The sequence below is a fragment of the Okeania sp. genome (assembly GCF_035285525.1).
GTDB lineage: Bacteria > Cyanobacteriota > Cyanobacteriia > Cyanobacteriales > Microcoleaceae > Trichodesmium.
This window is the reverse complement of record NZ_JAYKGW010000155.1, coordinates 1-21,666: the sequence shown is the minus strand read 5'-3', so window position 1 is coordinate 21,666 and position 21,666 is coordinate 1. Positions and strand designations below refer to the sequence as shown.

Annotated in this window: 14 protein-coding genes; 8 read left to right on the top strand and 6 right to left on the bottom strand. The window is 34.6% G+C overall.

Annotated elements, in window-relative coordinates:
• Positions 1-1,149: 1,149 nt before the first annotated feature.
• Positions 1,150-3,441, top strand: coding sequence for a protein-arginine deiminase domain-containing protein (locus tag VKJ25_RS14695; protein WP_324237380.1), 2,292 nt, complete (start codon positions 1,150-1,152; stop codon positions 3,439-3,441).
• Between the two features lie 764 nt (positions 3,442-4,205).
• Here VKJ25_RS14695 and VKJ25_RS14690 read toward each other — a convergent pair.
• Positions 4,206-4,832 carry a PEP-CTERM sorting domain-containing protein gene (locus VKJ25_RS14690; RefSeq protein ID WP_324237379.1) on the bottom strand — a complete coding sequence of 209 codons (627 nt, stop codon included), beginning with the start codon at positions 4,830-4,832 and terminating at the stop codon, positions 4,206-4,208.
• A 1,579-nt stretch (positions 4,833-6,411) separates the two neighbouring features.
• Positions 6,412-7,095: a PEP-CTERM sorting domain-containing protein gene (locus VKJ25_RS14685; RefSeq protein WP_324237378.1), complete on the bottom strand. Its 684-nt coding sequence runs from the start codon at positions 7,093-7,095 to the stop codon at positions 6,412-6,414.
• 2,306 nt (positions 7,096-9,401) lie between these two features.
• On the opposite strand from VKJ25_RS14685, the gene minC reads away from it, so the two are divergent.
• The 5 genes from minC (at position 9,402) to atpC (ending at position 14,917) form a co-directional block, all read left to right on the top strand.
• Positions 9,402-10,184: a septum site-determining protein MinC gene (gene minC, locus VKJ25_RS14680; RefSeq protein WP_324237377.1), complete on the top strand. Its 783-nt coding sequence runs from the start codon at positions 9,402-9,404 to the stop codon at positions 10,182-10,184.
• Between the two features lie 734 nt (positions 10,185-10,918).
• Positions 10,919-11,725 (top strand): septum site-determining protein MinD, encoded by an 807-nt coding sequence (gene minD / locus VKJ25_RS14675; RefSeq protein ID WP_324237376.1) that lies wholly within the window; start codon positions 10,919-10,921, stop codon positions 11,723-11,725.
• A 62-nt stretch (positions 11,726-11,787) separates the two neighbouring features.
• The gene (gene minE / locus VKJ25_RS14670; RefSeq protein ID WP_324237391.1) at positions 11,788-12,078 is read left to right on the top strand and encodes a cell division topological specificity factor MinE; all 291 of its coding nucleotides are present in this window, start codon (positions 11,788-11,790) and stop codon (positions 12,076-12,078) included.
• A gap of 676 nt (positions 12,079-12,754) precedes the next feature.
• On the top strand, positions 12,755-14,209 hold the full coding sequence (gene atpD, locus VKJ25_RS14665; RefSeq protein WP_324237375.1) for a F0F1 ATP synthase subunit beta: 1,455 nt from the start codon (positions 12,755-12,757) through the stop codon (positions 14,207-14,209).
• A gap of 294 nt (positions 14,210-14,503) precedes the next feature.
• Positions 14,504-14,917, top strand: a complete 414-nt coding sequence (atpC, locus tag VKJ25_RS14660) for an ATP synthase F1 subunit epsilon (protein WP_324237374.1) — start codon at positions 14,504-14,506, stop codon at positions 14,915-14,917.
• On the opposite strand, the gene VKJ25_RS14655 is transcribed toward atpC, so the two are convergent.
• A complete protein-coding gene (locus VKJ25_RS14655) occupies positions 14,914-15,213 on the bottom strand; it encodes a DUF7734 family protein (RefSeq protein WP_324237373.1) in 300 nt (99 codons plus the stop codon). The genes atpC and VKJ25_RS14655 overlap by 4 nt on opposite strands.
• On the opposite strand from VKJ25_RS14655, the gene VKJ25_RS14650 reads away from it, so the two are divergent.
• The gene (locus VKJ25_RS14650) at positions 15,206-15,367 is read left to right on the top strand and encodes a hypothetical protein (protein ID WP_324237372.1); all 162 of its coding nucleotides are present in this window, start codon (positions 15,206-15,208) and stop codon (positions 15,365-15,367) included. The two genes, VKJ25_RS14655 and VKJ25_RS14650, sit on opposite strands and share 8 nt — an antisense overlap.
• A gap of 48 nt (positions 15,368-15,415) precedes the next feature.
• Here the strand turns inward: VKJ25_RS14650 and VKJ25_RS14645 are convergent, their stop codons facing one another.
• Entirely contained in the window at positions 15,416-16,036 is a 621-nt protein-coding gene (locus VKJ25_RS14645) for a DUF3177 family protein (RefSeq protein WP_324237371.1), read from the bottom strand.
• A gap of 950 nt (positions 16,037-16,986) precedes the next feature.
• Positions 16,987-17,214, bottom strand: a complete 228-nt coding sequence (locus VKJ25_RS14640; protein ID WP_324237370.1) for a Calvin cycle protein CP12 — start codon at positions 17,212-17,214, stop codon at positions 16,987-16,989.
• Between the two features lie 474 nt (positions 17,215-17,688).
• Here VKJ25_RS14640 and VKJ25_RS14635 point away from each other — a divergent pair, with 474 nt between their 5' ends.
• On the top strand, positions 17,689-18,933 hold the full coding sequence (locus tag VKJ25_RS14635) for an FIST signal transduction protein (protein ID WP_324237369.1): 1,245 nt from the start codon (positions 17,689-17,691) through the stop codon (positions 18,931-18,933).
• Positions 18,934-20,225: 1,292 nt separating this feature from the next.
• Here the strand turns inward: VKJ25_RS14635 and VKJ25_RS14630 are convergent.
• Positions 20,226-21,314, bottom strand: coding sequence for a metallophosphoesterase family protein (locus tag VKJ25_RS14630; RefSeq protein ID WP_324237368.1), 1,089 nt, complete (start codon positions 21,312-21,314; stop codon positions 20,226-20,228).
• Positions 21,315-21,666 lie beyond the last annotated feature (352 nt).

Here is a 21,666-nt window from a genome sequence, read left to right as displayed (position 1 = left end):
CAATTATCCCTTGATTTTTCTGCCTTGGTCTTACCTAAATACTAATTTTTGTTCCTCTATGTATGAGCAAAAAAATCTCGTACTTTTACGGTTCCCGATAAATCAAAGCCTAAAAAAAGTTAAAACTTTTATTGGTCAGTAATAATTTTAGATTTATTCAGCCAACCCTAATTACGATCTATCAACCGGAAATATACAGTAATCTCATTTTGTTAAGTTAGGGAGTAGGGAGTAGGGAGTAGTTAAGAGTTAAGAGGATATAGACGGTTCCCGATAAATTAGAACAATTATCCCTTGATTTTTCTGCCCTAGTCAGGATTAAAAGCTTACTTTTTTAACCTGAGGGACCTAAAAACTCCTACTTTTACGGTTTCCGAGAAATCAAAGCCTAAAAAAGTTAAAATTTTTATTGGTCAATAGGCAGAAGGTAGAAGGAAAGAAAAGGTGAGAAATGATAAATTTTTTTATCACTTATTTTATTATCCCAAGACAATATAATTACTAAAAAAAAGCTAAAAGAAAGATAAGAATAGACATCTCCAAAAATAAAAAATCAAATCAATTCTTGCAGAACTTTATATCATACTAAATCCGGTTATTAAAGAGGTCACTTTTTGCTCTTGCTCTCTCATCTTGACTGCCTTACCTTCAGAGTAAATTTCTCTCCACGAACCGGATTTATTATAATTAGGGCTGGCTGAAAAAAGCATAAAAGCACCATTAAATAAAGGTTTCAGCCTTTTTCAGTCAGGAAAAAGTACCAGCTTTTAGGTGTTGAAAGCTAAAAAGTCTAGTATTTTTGGCTAATTGTGACAGAAAATCAAGAGATAATTCTTCCTCCTACCTCTTCTGTAATGACCATTCCTTCTGGATTCTGGATTCACCGATTCTGGAGCCTCCTCCCTACTAAAAGACTTTTTAGGCAAACCCTAATTACTAAATTTGGCTAAGGATAGCAGTTAGTTTTCTATTTGTGTAAATTAAATACAGGAGTTACGCACGCGCCACCAAGAAACCGGGTTTTGGCCTGTGATATTGTGGTTCAAACCAGGAAATACGGTTCCCGAAAAATTGTCTGATCAACCCGGTTTCTGCGTAAGTCCTAAAATATTTAAACAATTCTCATTGAAACTCGAATAAAATAGAGAATTGTATACTTTAGAGATTATTATAGGTTTCTTAGAAAGGATTTATACTATGGGTTGGATGCGATACGTTAAAATAGCTCTAGTTAATACTGTGGGAGCATTGGTAGGAATTATTTGGATACCTATGCCTCAAGCAGTAGCACAATCTTCACTTCTTCAACCAGAAAGTTCAGAAGTTTCTTTGTTAGAAACTATTAATTTGGCAAATAACAGTATAAAAATTCCTGAACAAATAACTTCTCTACCAGAACTTTACGAGGTTAAAAACCAACTAAAAAAAGAACTTGATAAAGTATCTAAAATGCCAAATTTTCAAAATAAAATAGAACCTTGGCAATACCAATTTCAAGTGCGACAATATGAAAAAACTTTGAAAGATTTCCGTAGTTTAGAAGCAAGAATTATTAAAGAAGAAAAAGCTGTTGAAAATTGGAAACAAGCACTGAGCATAGCAACTAATGCAGTAGCAAAAGGAAAAAATAAACAGCCAAATTATCAAACATGGCAAGAAGCAGAAAATTTATGGTTAGAGGCAATTGAAACTTTGCGACAAATACCTCAAGATTCATTGATGACAGATCGAGCGATTGAAAAAATGATAGAATACCAGGGGTATTTAGCAGTTGCTTGTTATGAAAAAGTAATAGCAGCAAGAGCATGGGAAGAAGATACAGAAAATCAAATAAATAATAATACTGAAACTCATTCACCTATTGCATATAGTTTATCCCCTGGTTTCACAATTTATGGTGATACTAACAGAGATGGGAAACTGGATGAAACTGATAAGTCAGATAGAGAAAAATGGTCTTTATCAACAGGTGCGTTGATGTTATTTAATAATGATGATGATAACAATGATTTCATTCCAGACTGGGAAGATCAATATGTTAATGGTGAAAGTGATGTAGCAGATTTAGCTATGATTAATATTCAATTGGCAGAAACTTATCGGGATGCTCAAATTTATATTTCTACAGATGCAAATGTTAGTGATTATATCAATGTTTTCCAAAAAACAGAATATGGATGGGAAAGAGTAGATATTTCTGGCATTGAAGCTTTGATACCTGGGGATAAAATAGTATTAGGTGTAGAAGCAAAACAATTTGCTGATCGCAACTGGAAAGGAGTAGTTAATTTGAAGGCGATCGCTGAAAAAAATGGTCAACAAATTGCTACTGATAGTATTCAAATAGGTGTGGTTCCTTGGTTAATGTCTCCTAATACTGCTCCAGTCAAAGAACTTCATGTGAGCGATCGTGGTTTTGCCAATGAAGAGTTTATTAATAAAATTAGAGAAATTATTGAAAAAACAGGTGCCACAGCAAAAATTAATCCTGGTGGCACTACCTGGATGCAAGACACTCAAGAAATAGGTTATGTGCAGTTTCCCAGTCAAGGTCAGCTCCATAATATGAATGTGGTCCTCAAAGCTAATCGTGAGGGGGAAAATGACCAATATTCTCTCAGTCTTCTCAAAGAAAATTTTGGTTGGTTTGAAGTTGGTCAACCTAGACGACTTGATCCTCTAAATAGATGGGTGGATGGTTATGGAAATCTGGAGGTGACACCATCTTTACCAGGATATCCGATGGGAAGAATATATTATGGTAAAGCAGGAGAAGTAGGTATGAATCCTGAAATTATTGACTTTATTAAAGCACAGAAAGTTCAAGGTCCGCCAGTTGATATTGATACTTCTTGGTTAATGATTCGTCATGTTGATGAAATTATTAATTTTATTCCTAGCAAATTTGGCAAACCATTAATGTTAATTGTGAGTCCAGAAGCGGGGGTTAAATTATTAGAAGAATTGAGTCAACAAGGTTATGGTCAAGCTGCTATAAATCGTGGTTCAAGCACTCAAACAACAGTAAGAGCTACTTTAAAAAATACTAGATTAATTGAGCATAATCTCTATTTACAAAGGGAAAAAATAAATCCATTAATAGAGAAGTTAAAACAGGAATTTAATCTGACTGATCAACAGATAATTAGAGTGCCAGCAATGTTTGGATATAGCGGTTATGCTTGGTGGCCGAATATGGTTAATTCGGTAGCGATTAATGGAGAATTATTGGTTTCCAATCCTGGAGGAGCATTAATTAATGGGAGAGATTATACTGAGGAAAAATTCCGGAGATTGGTGGCTGATTCTAGTTTAAATATTAATTTTATGGACGATAAATATTATCAAGAATTGAAAGGCAATGTTCAGGATGCTACGAATACAACTCGTTTAGGAAAAAATTATTCTTTCTGGAAATCTTTTTTAGGGAATAGGGAGTAGAAAAGAAGAAAAGAAGAAAAGAAGAAAAGAAGAAAAGAAGAAAAGAAGAAAAGAAGAAAAGAAGAAAACTAACTTTACCTCAGTAATTGGAGAGACTCTACATTTGTTTTATACCAATTCCTAAAAATAGTGCTATGCTTGGGCAAGACTCCAGTTATTAACTCATTAGCATAAACAGAATCAATTTTTTGATAATTCAACCTAAGTTAATGTTAACAGGACTTACGCACCCGCAGCGTATTTTTGTCATGGCGCGACTCGCAGCGCAAGCAACAGCGTTTCACTTCGCGACATGGAAAGCGCAGCATTCTGAAGGAAAGCAATCTCAAACCTTGAAATTGCATTTCTAATGCGTAAGTCCTGGTTAATTAGGGTCTGTGAAAAAAGCATGAAAGCATTAATAGATAAAGGTGTCAGCTTTTTTAGTCGGGAAAAAGTACCAGCTTTTAGATCTTGAAAGCTAAAAAGTCTAGTATTTTTGGCTAATTGTGACAGAAAATCAAGGGATAATTCTTCCTCCTACCTCTTCTGTAATGACCATTCCTTCTGGATTGCTCGATTCTGGCTCCTCCCCGCTACTAAAAGACTGAAGAAGCGCAAACTCTAATTATTAATTCTTCGGTAAATGTTTATTGTCAAAAACAATGATTTACTTTAGAAACCGCGTTTCTTTGGGTAAGTCCCGATCATGTCCGGTTGAATAGTTACACTTTGGAGGAAAGCAGAGGGTAGGGCGATCGCTCACCCTATCAGCAGATTTTTACTTAAGCATCTTTCTTACGACGACTAGCAACTAAACCTGTAGCAACAACACCTAGACCAAATAATGTAGTTGGTTCAGGAACAGAAGTAGTAGCAACACTAAAACCAGTGAAACTTGCCTGAATACCAGTACCATTTTCTACAGCATTTTGTACATTTGCAACAGTATCGTTTGCGGTGAGACTAATTAAACCTGTTGCCTGTGATATTTCACCAGTGGTGCTCTCAAAGAAACCATCGAATGAAATACCTATAATAGTTGACAAACCAACACCAGTATAGACATATTCTCCTATGTTGTTAACATATAAAAGGTTCTCACCATCTTGATCGCCTAAATCGATAAATAAACTAGGATTAGGATTAACTGGGTTTTCTAAGTCATAAATGAAAGCAGAATCAAAAGATGTAAAACTTTCTGTTTGTAGTTTGAGGTCAAGCTGTGCATCATCAGGATTGAAATCAAGTTGATCATCGGTAAGAATAAGGGTAGTTGGAGGATCGCCTGAACCATCAAATTGGAAACTACCACTTAAAGAAGCAGCATTAGCAGCACCAGTAGTAGCGAATACAGCAGCACCTAAAGCAAAAGGAACAGAAAGAATGGAAGCAACGATTTGGTTTTTCATTTTGAGGACTCCTTAATTAGTTATGTCGAGTTTTTTCAGTAATTATGATGTCAATGATTAATTTATTCAGATATTTGTATAGACATAAACTTGATGTTCTTTTCCATGTTTGGGATAGTTAGTGAACTTTTTTTCAGTGATATATATACAATAACTACTCTTACTATTTAGTAAGTAATTATGACATCAATGATTAGTTTATTAAGATATTTTCGTAGATATAAGCTTGAATTTATTCTCTCTATTTTGGAGAGTTAATGAACTTTTTTCCCTGATGAATACACTATAGCCATTCTTACTTAAGTATGACAACCCCTTATCTATTAATTTACCGAATCTTTAAAAAAATCTTGTGTAATTTAACTGATCTTAATGCTAAAATAAGATGACTATATTTCCAGGAATATAGGCTTAAAATCCTCATTATAGTTATGAAAACCACAAAATAATAAATTTTAATTAGTCGTTTATATGAAGTGAAAAAATATTTTTATTAATATTAAGTTATAGTAAAACATGAAAAAATGTATGTGTTTTTCAAGTTTGTGGGGCAAACTAATCTATTTATCTTTGTTATTGCCTATTAATGTTAGCTAAAATCCAAACTTTTATACCTCATCAGTATAGAAATTCCTATGTTTACATACCTTAATTAATTAGGTAAGGCCATAAAGTTAACTTTATATTTTCATAATGAATTATAAATTAGGAAAAGATGAAAGTATGCAAAATTCATAGGGGGTTAATAATCATTAACCCCCTAATACATAAAGTAATTATTCGTAAGTCCTAATGTAAGCATTTCCTGTGGAATGCGCTCCCATTCAGCTATTAACTGTCAGCTCTTTCTGTGGAATCCCCTCCCATTCAACAATAATATCCAAAGTATATAGAATCCGGATAATTCTATCAGGACTTACGCAACTGCAACGTATTTTCGTTCGATACGACCGAAGAGAAGCAATCTCAAACCCCTGTTTTTCGTAACTCATGGCTTCAGTCCTATATATCAGGACTTACGCAGCGACCCTAGATATAGTGGTTAAAACTATTGCGCAATAGTTTTTTAACTCTACATATAGTACCTTTGCGTAAGTCCTGATATTTAAGTCATTGGAACTGAAACGGAGTGGAAGATTGGCGCAGCATTCGGTAAGGATAGCAATCTCTACGCAGCTCTGAAATTGCTTCCTATCATGGATAGGGACTACTTAGAGTTGTTATGCAAAATCAATTTCCTAGTTAAGTGTTCCCTGTCATAACTACTAGACTTTTTCAGGAAACCCTAAATATATCGTAACATTTTACAGGACTTACGCATAATCGAGGAGCTTTGGTCATTTGAGATTGCTTTCCTGACGGAATGCTCCGCAAACGCTGTCGCTCGTATCGGACAGAAATACCTTGCTTTGCGTAAGTCCTAATTTTATTTATGGTAGGGGTTTGAAGACCAAACCCCTATAGTTTTTTTCTCACAAATGACTTCATCAGGAGTCCTGTGTATGTATTCAGCATTGAATCTGAACCGAGTTTCTCAGTAAAGGTAGGGCGATCGCTCACCCGAACGCCAGATTTTTACTTAAGATTTTTTCTGACGACGACTAGCAACTAAACCTGTAGCAAAAACACCAATACCGAATAATGCAGTTGGTTCAGGAACAGAAGTAGTGAACACAGCACCAGAAAGAGCTAGACCTTCGAGACCAGTATCACTATTAATTTGTGCGTTGACTGAATCTACTGTTGCACCGTTTTGAGCATATTGTAATGTGAAGAGACCTTGACCAGAAGTTACTTCTCCACCAATATTAAAGTCTCCATAAAGTATTATATCAATACCGACTAAGTTAGTTGCCACTTGTCTAACATCGTAATCCAAATCAGTGAGGATAAAAACATTTTCACCATCATTAATAGTAGAGTTTGTAGGAGATAGACCCTCTGGAATGACTGAACCGAAGTCTAGAAAAGGGTTTTCTGCCTCAAAAGGGTCAAATGTAATCACATCTTGGATTTGTGCAATGTCAAAACCTAAAAAATCTCCTGTTTGTGATGTCAGTGACACACCAGCTACATCTGGAGTAAAGGTCAATGAATTACTAGATAATGTAGCTGTTGTATTTCCTTCTGTACTCCAATCTAATTCAAATAGTGGAGTACCATTTAGTTGAGCACTACCTTCAAAAGCATTAGCAGCACCAGCGAATACAGCACCTAAAGCGAAAGGAACAGCAAGAATGGAAGCAACGATTTGGTTTTTCATTTTGAGAACTCCTTAATTAATTATGTCGAATTTTTTTCAGTAATTATGAGGTAAATGATTAGTTTCTTCAGATATTTGTGTAGACAGAAACTTGAAGTTTTTTTCCTGATTTTGGAGGGTTAGTTAACTTTTTTTTCACTGACATACAGACAATAGCTACTCTTACTATTCAGTCAGTAATGATGACATCAATGATTAGTTTATTTAGATATTTTCGTAGATAGAAGCTTGCAGTTCTTTTCCTGGTTTTGGAGGGTTAGTTAACTTTTTTTTCCCTGACAAATACACTATAGCCATTCTTACTTAAACATGACAACCCTTTGTCTATAAATTTACTGAATCTTTAAAAACTCTTCTGGTATTTAACTCGCTTCAATAGTTTTTATACGGAAATATTTCATCTAAGTCTATGATCATTTTATACCTAAACACATTTAATATACTGAAGCTATATAGCCATCCTAAATTGTTTCCGATAAATCAAAAAGTCAATAAAAAAACCTAAACTTTCACCTATTTACTATTCTCTGTTCCTTATGCACTCAAAGCAAAGCAATTTTGGATAGGATGAAAATAAGATTACTATATTTGTATTAATATAGGCTTGAAACCAAAATTATACTGAGCAAAATAACAAAATAAAAAATGTTACCTAGTCATTTATATGTTGTAGTGAAAACAAGATATTATGACTAATATGAAGTTATCGTAAAGTAGGAAAAAATGTATAGCGGTTTTTAAGCTCGTGAGATAAACTTATCTTTTTCTTTTTATTCCTGGTTAAGGTTAGCTCAAATCGAAACTTTTGACCTCATCAGTATATAAATTGCTATATTTACATACCCTAATTAATTAATTAGGTAAACCCATCAAATTAAATCTATATTTTCATAATGTATGATAAGTTACAAAAAGATGAAAATATACAAAATTTATAGGGGGTTAATCATCCTTAACCCCCTAATACATAAAGTAATTATTCATAATTCCTAATGTAAGCATTTCCTGTGGAATGCGCTCCCATTCAGATATTAGACGTCAGTTCTTCGGTGCGGAATGTGCTCCCATTCCGCAATAATATCCAAAGTATATAAAATCCGGATAATTCTATACTTAAGTCATTAGAAGTGGAAAGAAGCAATCTCTTTAGGTCTCTGAAATTGCTTTCTATCGTCGCAATGACTGTTATGCAAAATCAATTTCCTAGTTAAATGTTCCCTATCATCACTATTAGACTTTTTCAGGAAACTTAAATATATCAGGACTTATGCAAAGGTACTATCTATCTATAGAGTCTTGGTGCGTTGTGCGTTGTGCGCTTTTTCCTTTCCTGCGGAATGATTCCCTACGGGATGCTACATTTCCGCAAACATGTCCCGGAGCAAAATGCTCCGGGACAGACATAATAAAGTCAAAACACACCCTAAAATTAGCATTCATGCCTTTAGTTCTGACATTGTAATATTTTATCTAACGGGGTTTGGTCTCGAAACCCCTAAAATTTTTTCTTACAAATGACTTCATCTGGACTTACGCACGCACAACCAAGAAACCAGGTTGATGGCGGTGATATTGTTCTTCAAACAACAAAATTTCCCTAAATCAACCCAGTTTCTGCGCAAGTCCTAGTTTCATGAGATTTCTGCGAACAGAATTTGTCAGTCCTAATTAAATCTGATTAACACCTATTTCCAATAGTTTTTCCAATCTTCCAGTTGACCAGTATTCTGTAGGATAAGCGATCAGAAAAATAGAATCAAGTCGAATCAATCATGTCACCTGTTTAAAAGTTATGATGATTGAAGTACCACAGACGTACAGACATCTTGCCTGTAATAGCTTTACTAACTCAAATAAATCCTACTAATATGATTTTTGGATAATCAGTACTGTATTGTTTCATCTTAAATGGTGCATTACTTTTTGATTGTGTCTAGACAAGGTAGACAAGGTAGCAAGAGAGAAAATCCCTCTGCACAGTTATTAGATGAAACAGTCCTCTACTAGACTGACACACCTTAAATGGTTCAATATAGGTTGGGTTGTTCCCTTTAGGGTTGCGGAGCATGGAAATGCGAAACCCAACCAGAATCTTTCTCCCCTACTCCCCCTACTCCCCTACTCCCCCTACTCCCCTACACCCTCCTGCCTTCTGCCTTACCCTTTACGACTTGAAATTATAACTTGACTACTGCTGTATCTTATGGTAAAAAAATCTAAATAACACAATAACCAAACTCTGGACTAATGATTATATAATATGCTCATCTAAACCATAAGAAAAGATAGAAAATAACCCATACTCTATGTCTTCTGATGCTTCCACCTCAACCACTTCTACCTCAGAACCAGAAAAACAAATAGATACCAATTTACAAGTACGGTTCAAAACAGAGGAGGGAAAATTGTTATTATTATTGCCTCCCGAATCTAATAATGGAGAGATAGAAAATCCAACACCCATGACTTGGACAGAAATTTGGCAACAGTTAAAACAACGCCTCATCGCAGGAGAGAAATTTTGGCAACCAAAAACAGAAGTAGAGCTAATTGCATTTGACCGTCTATTAGATACTCGCCAACTGCAAGAAATAGCCGAAGCTCTTCAAGAAGAAAAACTACAACTAGAGAAAGTTCACACCTCACGTCGTCAAACTGCTGTAGCAGCAGCTACAGTAGGTTATTCTGTGGAACAAAAATCTATTTCCACCAGTCTCAACCAAAATTCCCCAGAAAAAGTTCAACCTTTAGCTGAACCACTTTATCTAGAAATGACTGTACGTTCTGGAGTAGAAATTCGGCATCCAGGTACTGTAATAGTTGTAGGAGACCTAAATCCTGGTGGCTCTGTAATTGCAGATGGAGATATTCTGGTGTGGGGTCGTTTACGGGGAGTAGTCCATGCAGGTGCTAGAGGAAATTCTAAGAGCGTAATTATGACTTTGCAGATGGAACCAGCTCTAATTAGGATTGCCGAGCAAGTCGCTAGAGGGCCAGAAAAACCACCAGTCCAATTTTATCCAGAAGTGGCTTATGTGGTAGATCAAAGTATTCGTATTAGTAGAGCTAGAGATTTTGCTAGGATGTAGGGATAAATATTATTTATGATGTATAATTAATAGTCTACAAAAATTGTATTTAGGACTTACGCATTAACGCTACTGGTAGGGTGCGTTACATACCTCGTCCCGCACCAATACTCTATATATAGTGTCTTTGCGTAAGTCCTAGTATTTTTAATCAGTCACAATTAATGGCCTCAAGTTCACGAAATCAGAAATCAGAAGTTGTTTTTGTAACGGGGATTTGAGTAAAGCTCCAAAAACATTTCGCCGATCAAAGCGGGGTTTTAGACCCAATTAATTATTTTGATAAATAGTTAGGGTTTGCGTATGTAAATATAAAAGTGTTTACTGGTAAAGATTTCAGCTTTTACAGAGACTAATAAAGTACCAGCTTTTAGGTGATTCCAGTACGGTTCCCGAAAAATTATGCATTCTAGGATTTTGGGAATTTCGAGGGGCAGAAAATCATAATGTTGATTCTTTTGTACGCAACTTGCATCCAAGGTCCCTACTCTTTTATGTTTCTCATTTCTCATTTCTCCTGGATTCTCCTCTGACAAAAAGACTTTTTCAGCAAGCCCTAGTTAAAAATTTTTAGGGAAAAATACTCATATAAAGTTTAGAATATACAAGCTTGAAGATCTTGGCTGACTGACTTAAAATTTGGCAAAAATAAAATTTTATTTATAAAAGCCTCCTTTGTACTATAACAAAAATTGACTATATATATATTACTTATACTTAATATCTAATAGCTTATGAGCAAAATTATTGTGATTACTTCTGGTAAAGGTGGAGTAGGAAAAACTACCTGCACAGCCAACCTAGGTATGGCTTTAGCTCAACAAGGTCGCCGAGTTGCACTAATTGATGCAGATTTCGGTTTGAGAAATTTGGACTTACTTTTGGGTTTGGAAAATAGAATTGTTTATACAGCAATGGAGGTCTTAGCAGGAGAATGTCGTCTGGAACAAGCAATAGTTAGGGATAAACGACAACCCCGTTTATCCCTTTTACCGGCGGCTCAAAACCGCATGAAAGAAGCAGTTACTCCTCAACAAATGCAGGAATTAGTCAATATGTTAGTGCCAAAATATGAATATATTTTGATTGACTGTCCTGCTGGTATTGAACAAGGGTTCCAGAATGCAATTGCACCAGCCCAAGAAGCTATAATTATTACTACTCCAGAAATATCTGCAGTCCGTGATGCAGACAGAGTAATTGGACTCCTAGAAGCACATAATGTCCGGAAAATCAATCTTATCGTTAATCGCATTAGACCAAATATGGTGCTAGCTGATGAAATGATGTCTGTACAAGACGTTAAAGAAATATTGGCTATTCCACTAATGGGAATTATTCCAGATGATGAAAAAGTAATTGTCTCTACTAACCGAGGCGAACCTTTAGTCTTAGCAGAAAATCCTTCTCAAGCAGGTTTGGAATTTAATAATATTGCTCGTCGTTTAGATGGAGAAAGAGTAGAGTTTCTTGACTTAAACCCTCCTCAAGAAAATTTTTTTACTTGGTTGCGTAAATTATTGTCATCTAAAGTTGTTTGATCCTAAAAAAAACTTACCTCAACCTACCTCGTAAACTAATTATGTTAGTTCAAGATAAGCTAATGTTAAATGAAATTATAGAAAAACTTTTTTCTAGAAATGCTTCTAAGAGTCGTGAAGAAGTTAAGCGTCGCCTGAAATTGGTTATTGCCCATGACCGTGCTGACCTTAATCCAGAAACCATTGAAGCCATGAGAAAAGAAATTATGGAAGTAGTGTCCCGTTATGTCGAAATAGATGATAGGGACTCAGAATTTTTGTTGGAAAATAATCAAAGAGCTACAGCTTTGGTGGCCAATTTACCAATTAGACGTGTTAAAGCTAACCCAAATACTGAGAATAATAATAGTTGAGTAATAGTATAACAAATACAAGTAATAATTTTAATATTGTTATGATCTTGAGAGTACAAAGTTATCCTAAAAAATCATTTGCTTTTCAGGCTGAAAGTATTACTGGAAAAGGCTTACATTACCTACAATCCTGAATACTTTTAGATAGCTGAAAGCCTTAGCTACAAGTAGTTATTCCTATAACTTTACACTATTGAGTTATTATATCTGTTTTATATATTTGACAATATAAACATAAAGTGATATTAAAAATTCCTCTAGTATGATTAGAAAAAATTTCTGAGCAAAAAAATTAATATCATCTCGGATGAACCCTTCAATGATACTCTAAAATATGACCGAAAAATTGGGTTTCAACCCTAGCCCTGTTAGGGTTTTTCTTAAAAAAAAGCGGTCAGCGGCCAGCACTCAGCAGTCAGCAAGATTATTTTTTGACACTATGAGTTGGAGATTTTCACTCCAACTCAACAATCCTGCACAATAAATAGCTGGGGCATTTGCTCCCAGAGCTGCAAAAAGCTGTTAACGCAGTTCCTCTGCAAGAGACTAGCTGAATGCTAAAAGCTGATAGCTAATTGATAATTGAAATGTCCCGTGTTTCTCCGGGAAAAGCAGAAAGTCAATCAGAAACTCACTAATTTCGGATCGCTCAATAATTACAGTACAGATAAGAAGAATGGTAACCACCGCAGAAAAAACAAACGTAGGATATATTACTCAAGTTATCGGTCCAGTAGTAGATGCTAAATTTCCTAGTGGAAGTCTTCCAGAAATCTACAACGCTTTAACAATTACAGGTCAAAATGAAGCAGGACAAAATGTGTCCATAACCTGTGAAGTACAACAACTTCTAGGTGACAACCAAGTTCGAGCTGTAGCCATGAGTGCGACAGATGGCCTAGTCCGTGGCATGGAAGTAGTCGATACCCGTGCGGCCATTAGTGTACCAGTAGGAACTGCTACCCTTGGTAGAATATTTAATGTTATTGGTGACCCAATAGACGAATTAGGCCCAGTTGGCACTGAGGACAGCTCCCCTATTCACCGTGATGCTCCTAAACTGGTAGACCTAGAAACTAAGCCTTCCGTATTTGAAACAGGTATTAAAGTTGTCGATCTACTTGCACCTTATCGTCGTGGTGGAAAAATTGGTCTATTTGGTGGTGCGGGTGTCGGTAAAACCGTTATCATCATGGAATTAATCAACAACATTGCTAAAGGCCACGGTGGAGTATCCGTTTTTGGTGGTGTGGGAGAACGTACTCGTGAAGGTAATGACCTTTACAATGAGATGGTTGAGTCCAGAGTTATTAACCCAGAAAATCTGAGTGAGTCTAAAGTAGCTTTGGTTTATGGTCAGATGAACGAACCACCAGGAGCTAGAATGCGTGTTGGTCTATCAGCTTTGACAATGGCTGAATATTTCCGGGATGTTAGTAAGCAAGACGTACTTCTATTTATTGATAATATCTTCCGATTTGTACAAGCTGGTTCTGAAGTATCTGCTCTTTTAGGAAGAATGCCTTCTGCGGTAGGATATCAACCTACTCTTGGTACAGATATGGGTGGTTTACAAGAAAGAATTACATCTACTAAAGAAGGTTCAATTACTTCTATTCAAGCTGTATATGTACCTGCGGATGACTTGACAGACCCTGCACCTGCTACTACTTTTGCTCACTTAGATGCTACTACAGTATTATCCAGGGGTCTTGCTTCTAAGGGTATTTATCCAGCAGTTGACCCTCTAAATTCTACATCTACTATGTTGCAACCAAGTGTAGTAGGTGATGAACACTATAATATTGCTCGTTCAGTACAATCTACTCTACAAAGATACAAGGAACTTCAAGATATTATCGCTATTCTTGGTTTAGATGAATTATCAGAAGATGACCGCTTGGTTGTAGCTCGCGCTCGTAAGATTGAACGTTTCTTATCACAGCCATTCTTTGTAGCAGAAGTATTTACTGGCTCTCCTGGTCAATATGTGAAGTTAGAAGATACCATGAAAGGTTTCCAAATGATTTTATCTGGTGAACTTGATGATTTACCAGAGCAAGCTTTCTACATGGTAGGTGGTATTGACCAAGTTATCGCTAAAGCTGAAAAACTTAAGGCAGAAGGATAATTAGACCTTCTCTCTTACCCATCAGTTATCAGATAAATCTTGACGAAAAGATCAGGTCTCAAACCTCTGGTTTTATCCAGAGGTATGGATCGGCAGTCAGAAGTCAGAAGTTATTCCTTATAGAGTATATTTTAGATCGATTGATGTACAAGCATAAATCTTAAAGTACTTGTAATATGGTCATATTTATCCTTAGATATGTACTTAATAGCGATGGAAAGTGCTCTAGCTGATAACTAATAACTGATAACTCAAATAACTGAAATATAAAAAACAATAACAAATTATTGACAAATGACATTAACTGTGCGTGTAATAGCTCCCGACAAAACAGTTTGGGACTCAGAAGCTCAAGAAGTAATTTTACCTAGTACGACAGGCCAATTAGGCATTTTAAGTGGACACGCTCCTCTGTTGACTGCTCTTGATGCAGGTGTAATGCGAGTTCGTGCGGAAAAGGACTGGACACCGATCGCCCTTATGGGTGGTTTTGCGGAAGTGGAAGAAAATGAAGTAACTATACTTGTTAATGGCGCGGAAAAAGGAGAAGACATTGATAAGGAAGCAGCTCGTCTAGCTTTTGATGAAGCTGAAAAACGTCTGCAAAGTGCTGAAAGTGGTGATAATCTTGAAGAAAAGATTCAAGCTAAAAAAACCTTAAAGCGAGCCAGAGCGCGTTTGCAAGCAGCAGGTGGAATGGTTAACTAAAGTCTTACTTCTATTAACAGGGACTGCATTTGTTCCCAAGTCAGTCCCTGTTGAATATAGATAGGTGATTCTGGATTGTAGGGACTAGCAAGTATATCAATACTGATAATTTTAGTTGTTTCTGGTAATACTGGTATATCTGGGTTAAAATTAGTAGACTGCATTAGAGAACTAGAGAAACCTTTAAAGATAGCTATTTCATCTGGCTGTTCATTAATTACTGTCTTAACTATTAATACTTGATTTGGTCGTTTAATTGTGTACTGTTCTAAACGATGAGCAATATTCTTGTTCATTTTTTATTTTTCAACTCAAGCTTTACTTCAAGTAGCAGCACAAACTCAGAGATATCTGGAAATAACACAAAGTCAAGAGGAAAACGATCAACTATTTAATATTCTCTTAGAAGAAGTACGTCATTTTAGTAGTCGTTTGGATGAAAAAGAATAATAAATAATTAAGCCTCTCAAAAGAATTTAATTTAGATACTTAATATTATTAATTTCCCGTAGCAGATCGTCCTTGTCTTTGTAGCTTTACTAAAGCGAAATAGCAAAGAAAAATTGTATAAATTATTAATCCAGAAAATCCCAAAAAACCTATAAATTCTTGAGGCCAATCTGGATGAAAAATTTCTTTAAATGCCCAAGGTGGATTTAACCAAACATTACACAAAGGATCGCTTAGTAATTCACTTCGGGATTTAAAACCACAAAGTCCAAAAGGAATTTGCAGTATTACGCCGATGATATTATAAATAGTACAGGCAACGCGCCAAGAAGTAAAACTTGTTTTGAGAGGAGAATTTCGAGCTTCTCTAATTTCTTCATTCAAATCTACCCAAAACCATAAAGATATAGGAATTAATAATCTAGCTATTAATGATGTGAAAAAACTGATAGGTATTGCAGCAATCATTAAGTAAACTGTGATTGCCAATAAACTAGCAACTCGCCAATAAATAATCAACAAGTGTTGAATAGATTCAGCTCTTTTGACAAAAGCCCAAACTAATAAAAATAGAGGTATTATCACAGTAAATAATACTGCTAATCTATAGTCTAGCCAAACCCAAATATCTAATTCAGATGTAATAGCTAAGGGTAAATAATTCAACATAATAACTTAGTAATTTATCGATATTTTCTATAGATAGTAGTTTTGTAAGCATTGAAATATTAGCACCTCAGCAATCAGCAAATAATGAATAATTATTTTTCAGGTTACAGGAGTATACTTTACTAATAACTTTTAATTTTCCTGGAAAGCTAATCTCTGATTCCAAGATTATCATATAATCAGTTAATAAATTATAGCTGATAGCTGTTGGCTTTTAGCTGAGGACTGTTGGCGAAGCATTCTGTAGGAAATGCTTACATAGTTTTTATTTAGGGTTTGGGTATGGAAAGTCTTTTTATGGAGGTAGGGATTAGGGAGTAGTTAAAAATCAGGACGAACTAGGAGTTATAGAGAAGGTATTTTTTAAGAAAGGTTCCTTTGTTTGTCTGCCTCGCGTTACCCCAAAATTCTAACTTTTTTTAATTTTTCAGACGTAAAAACTTACTCTTTTTAGAGTCTGAAAAGGGTGACTTTTTTATCTGTAAATTATTTTAGGTTTAATCAGCAAACCCTAGTTAATTACTCTTTAACTAAGAAAATTCCTAAAAATGGTTTTGTTTTTGAAGATAGTTTTCTCTATTGCTAGAAACTGCTATAAACATGAATAATTCAACAATAAAAATTTATTTATTTTACAGTGCCATACTGTTCAGCAACACAAGCATATTGCTTGTCTATATGGAAATCTAGTTTAATTATCTAAACTGTATTAATTGATTTTCTGATATTAGTTCAATATTAAGCAACTGAGCCACAAACTCAAGGACTTCAGTTGCTTATTTGCTGAACATAATTAGGACTTACACATGAACGCTATTGGTAGGGTGCGTTACGCTACCGCTAACGCACCCAGACTCTATATATAGTGACTTTGCGTAAATCCTGATCATATTAAATAAACTGCATTTTGATGTAGTTTATTCAATTATTAGTAGTTAAATCAGTTAATCCTAGTTATCATGTACTCGACACTCAAGAGCATCAGGATTATCATCGCAATAAGTTTCAAAGGAATTTTTTGGTTTTGTCTTACTTTGATGAGAAGCTTCCGCTTGAAGTTCTTCGACTGCATCCCAAGCTGCTGCACATTCTTTAGAGTTAGCACCAGAAATATCACAAGCTTCACGAGCATTCTCGCGCTCTTGCTCGATTTTTTCTTGAATGTTTTGATTAGTCATAGTTTTTTTTATTTTGATTTACTACCTACAAATTTTAAGTTCTATATTTTTAACTAAACTAGAACACGATAAAAGGGGCTAGGAATTAAAGGATAGTCCAATAAATTAGCTAAGATTATCCCTCTTTATCTTTATATATAGGTTTTTCGGGTTTCCTAACCAAATGATCTTGATCTTTTAAGATTTACTGACCAACTCATAAGGACTAAGAAAATTAATTCCATTCTCTAATATTCTACCTTATTTCCAGGTTCGGTTTTTGCCCTATTCGTGATTTTATATTCACAATTGAAATATTAACTGGAGAGTACAAATTTAGAATAGGAGAATATACTGAAAGTTCCCAATATAAAGTTTCTCACCTTTAGATAGCTGAAAGCCTTAGCTAGTAATAATTATTCCTAGAACTTTCTACTGTCTAGATATTAAGATTAGAGAATATAATCATACATAATTATAAGGAGCGTCAAACAGATGCGGTGGTCAAATTTTCTATCAACTCGTCCTTCATTAGAAGCAGCAGTTAAAGAAGTAGCAGAAAAAAGTTTAGAATTATTAGGAGCTACAGCAGATTTGGGACTGGTATTTATCTCGTCAGCTTTTACCAGTGAATATCCACGACTAATGCCACTATTAAAAGAGTATCTACCAGAAACTATTATGATAGGCTGTGGTGGCGGTGGTATTGTTGGTATGGATGAAAATGATAAACCAGAAGAAGTAGAACAACAAATTGCCATTAGCCTTAGTTTGGCACATTTACCAGAAGTAGCAATAAAAGCTTTTCATATATCAGCAGGACACTTACCAGATTTAGATAGTTCTCCTGACCTATGGTGTAATCTTATTGGAGTACCTACCGCAGACCAACCTCAATTTATTATTCTTGCCGATCCATTTTTTACTAAAATTAACGATTTACTTCAAGGATTAGATTATGCTTACCCAAATTCTCCCAAGGTAGGAGGATTAGCTAGTAGCGGATTAAATGGTCAAGGTACAGGGCTATTCTGTGAAGGTCGCTTCTACCAAGAAGGAACTGTAGGTGTATCTCTTTCGGGTAAGATAATTTTAGAAACAATAGTAGCTCAAGGTTGTCGTCCTATTGGTAAACCTTATCGGGTGACTGAAGTAGAACGTAATATTGTTCTGGAACTTGAAGAGTTGGTTAGTGTAGATCAAGTAGTTAGTGATGGTATAAAACAGTCTCCATTAGAAGCATTACAAAATTTAGTACAAAATCTCAATGAAAAAGACCGTAAGTTAGCAGAAAATTCTCTATTTATCGGTATAGTAAGAGACGAATTTAAACAAAATTTAGAACAGGGAGATTTTTTAATTCGTAATTTAATTGGGGTGGATCCAAAAGCAGGAGCGATCGCTATAGGTGATAGAGTTAGAACTGGTCAAAGAATTCAATTTCATTTAAGGGATGCTAATACTTCAGCAGAAGATTTAGAAATGTTATTACAACGTTATCAAAGGGAAGTTGGTTTGGAGACTATTTCTACAAATAATGCTGCTGGTTTGATGTTTTCTTGTATGGGACGCGGTGAGGGATTATATGGTAAGCCTAATTTTGATTCTAGGTTATTTAGTAGTTATTTGAATGTTCCGATAAGTGGGTTTTTCTGTAATGGTGAAATTGGCCCTGTAGGTGGTAGTACATTTTTACATGGTTATACTTCTGTATTTGGTATTTGTCGCGAACCTTCTTGAAGTCAGAAGTCAACCCACTCCTAACCCCTCCCTGGAGGGGAAGTCAGAAGTTAGAAGTTAGAAGATGCAAAGTTAGTTATACTGTTTCAAGGAAGTTAGAGCATATTTCTGGCAAATGATGTACAAAGCAAATAGTGAAAATCTGGTAGTGCAGTCATATTGCTAGCTTTTGGGTTTACCTCACGGGTAGTGGAAGGTACTGTCAAAGTAAAAAGCGGTAATTGTGTACTTTTGAATTGACTACTTTTCACAAGTAAAAGTACAGTCTAAAATAAATATAGCAATCCTATTTGATTGGTGTCAAAAATCTTGTCTTTTTTTGTGAATAGGTAATAGGTAAAAGTTTCAGGATTTATTTAGGGTTTGCTGAATTATTTATCAAAGCCTTGACAAATAATTAAGTTGTTGGGGTAAGAAAAAGTGCCCAAAAATTACTAATATAGGGTTGACTGAAAAAGCCTTTTTATCAAGATAGGGAGTAGTGAAGAGAGAAGATGCAAGAGTCAAAAGGAGCAGAGAATTATAAAAAAGGTACTTGGAAAAATCATCCCTTGCCAAGTTTAGCTAAACTTTTACCGAATAATTAATAATTAATAGTTAATAATTAATAATTAAGAGTTGATAGTCAATAATTATTAATTCAACAATTCACCTTTGGAAGCCTCCCCTTGAATAGGGGATAAATCAAAAATTTTCATGATTAGTCAATCCTCTTCTTTGAAGAAGGGGTAATTATGGATTATTAATTGTTCATGGCTTTATTGCTGAACGAAATACTAACTTTTTCAGGTTTAAGGAGCAAAAAGAAGGTACTTTTTTTTATTCCTTAAATTTTGAAACTTTAGAATGTCAAAGCTTTTAGATTTAATCAGCAAAGCCTAATTATATCATGTCCGGTTGAATAGTTATAAATAATCGGGTAGCCAACCAATCCCTAACCCCTCCCAGGAGGGGAACAGGAGAAAGTTTTTTTATCACTAATTATCCGGACATGATATTAATCTTTAAAAGTCTAGATTTTTTCTCATAAAAAATTGAAATTGGAAAAATGTAAAAAAATTAACACTTGTAACTGCTGTATATTCCCTACCTTAAGCAACAGACTTTTTCAGCAACCCCTACTTATAGCTTTTGAATTTTTACAACCTACTTTAGGATTGCTATATTTTAGTAAGCATTCTGTAGAAAATGCTTACATATTTTACAGGTAATAGTTTTAACCTTAACTAATAGGCGAATTCTTGAAAATATAAATTGAATAATTTCCTTAGACAAACAGATAATCCATTTTATTACAACATTAACGTCCCATTATTATCAATATTACTCTTGGCATTAAAACTTTGAAAATATTGTCGGACTTTAGGTGGAAAATTAGGAAAATCTAACATAGCATCCCCAGCAGCAATATCAGCCCAAAAATAACGTAAACTAGGAACAAGTTCTTTAGCAAATTCTGGGGATAAACTTAAAGGAGGATTAGTCAAAAGTTTAGACATAAAAAAGGAAGAGTGATCGCCAATCCAGTTCCGAGAAAAATCACTTAAATTAGGAAATTCTGGCAAAGAATTAACACAATGACTTTCAATTTTTAAAGACTTTTTACCATTGGCATCAGTAGTAAAATTAATTATCCGATAAGGATGAGGATAACTAACTAAAGAACCTGTAGTAATTTCATAAATTCCTTCATATTCAGCAACATCTTGAAGATGAAGATGACCAGTAAATATTAGTTTCACACTATAAGATTTGAGGATATCTAATAATACTGACCTATTTTTCAACATATAACGACGACCAAGAGGATTATTAGATTGATCAGGCAAATGTTCTATGACATTATGATGAATCATTACTATAATTAATTCTTCTTCAGCACTGTTTAAAACTTGTTGTAACCAATTTAATTGTTCTGCATCTAAACCACCAGTATATTCTTGTTTTCCTGAAACATCAAATTGATTAGAATTTAACCCAATTATTCGGACTCCAGGCAATACTTGTTTAGTATAATATAATCTTTGTAAATTATCATATCCAAAATGATGATAATAACTAGGAAAATCTGCGAGATCAATAGAATAATCATTAGCAAATTTTACAGGTACATCGTGATTACCAGGAACTACATAAACAGGGTAAGGAAGTGTAGCTAATTTTTTACTTAACCAAGTATGATTATCTGGTTCACCGTCTTGAGTTAAATCTCCAGGTATTAGCAGAAAATCAATATTTAATTTACTTAAATGTTCTAGTACAAATTCTAAAGCAGGGATACTAATTTCTACTAAATGAAAACGATGTTTTGATTCAGAAATAGTTTGAGGAAGAGCGATATGTAAGTCACTTGCAACAGCAAATCTAAAGTTTAAAGCCATAGAAAAAGTCCTCTGGAAGGTAGGTGGAATTAATTGTTAAATATTTATCTATAGTAATCAGAAATCAGATGTGATATTTTATTCGTAATTAGGAGTTAGGAGTCACAATATAAAAAGATTTTGATTTATCTTGATGGTTATTAAATATCTCATAAATCATTTCTAATTGCTATATGTTTCTATTTTATTTTAGGATTCTCTATAAATCCTATTTTAGTTCTGTCTAAAATTTTGTTGCTTTTAGGGCAATACAGTTCAGTTAAGAATTTTTTGAAGAAGAAGGAAGAAGACTTTAGTTATTTAGGATACAAGAAGTACAGATAATTTAGTTATCTAAAAATGACTTAAGCTC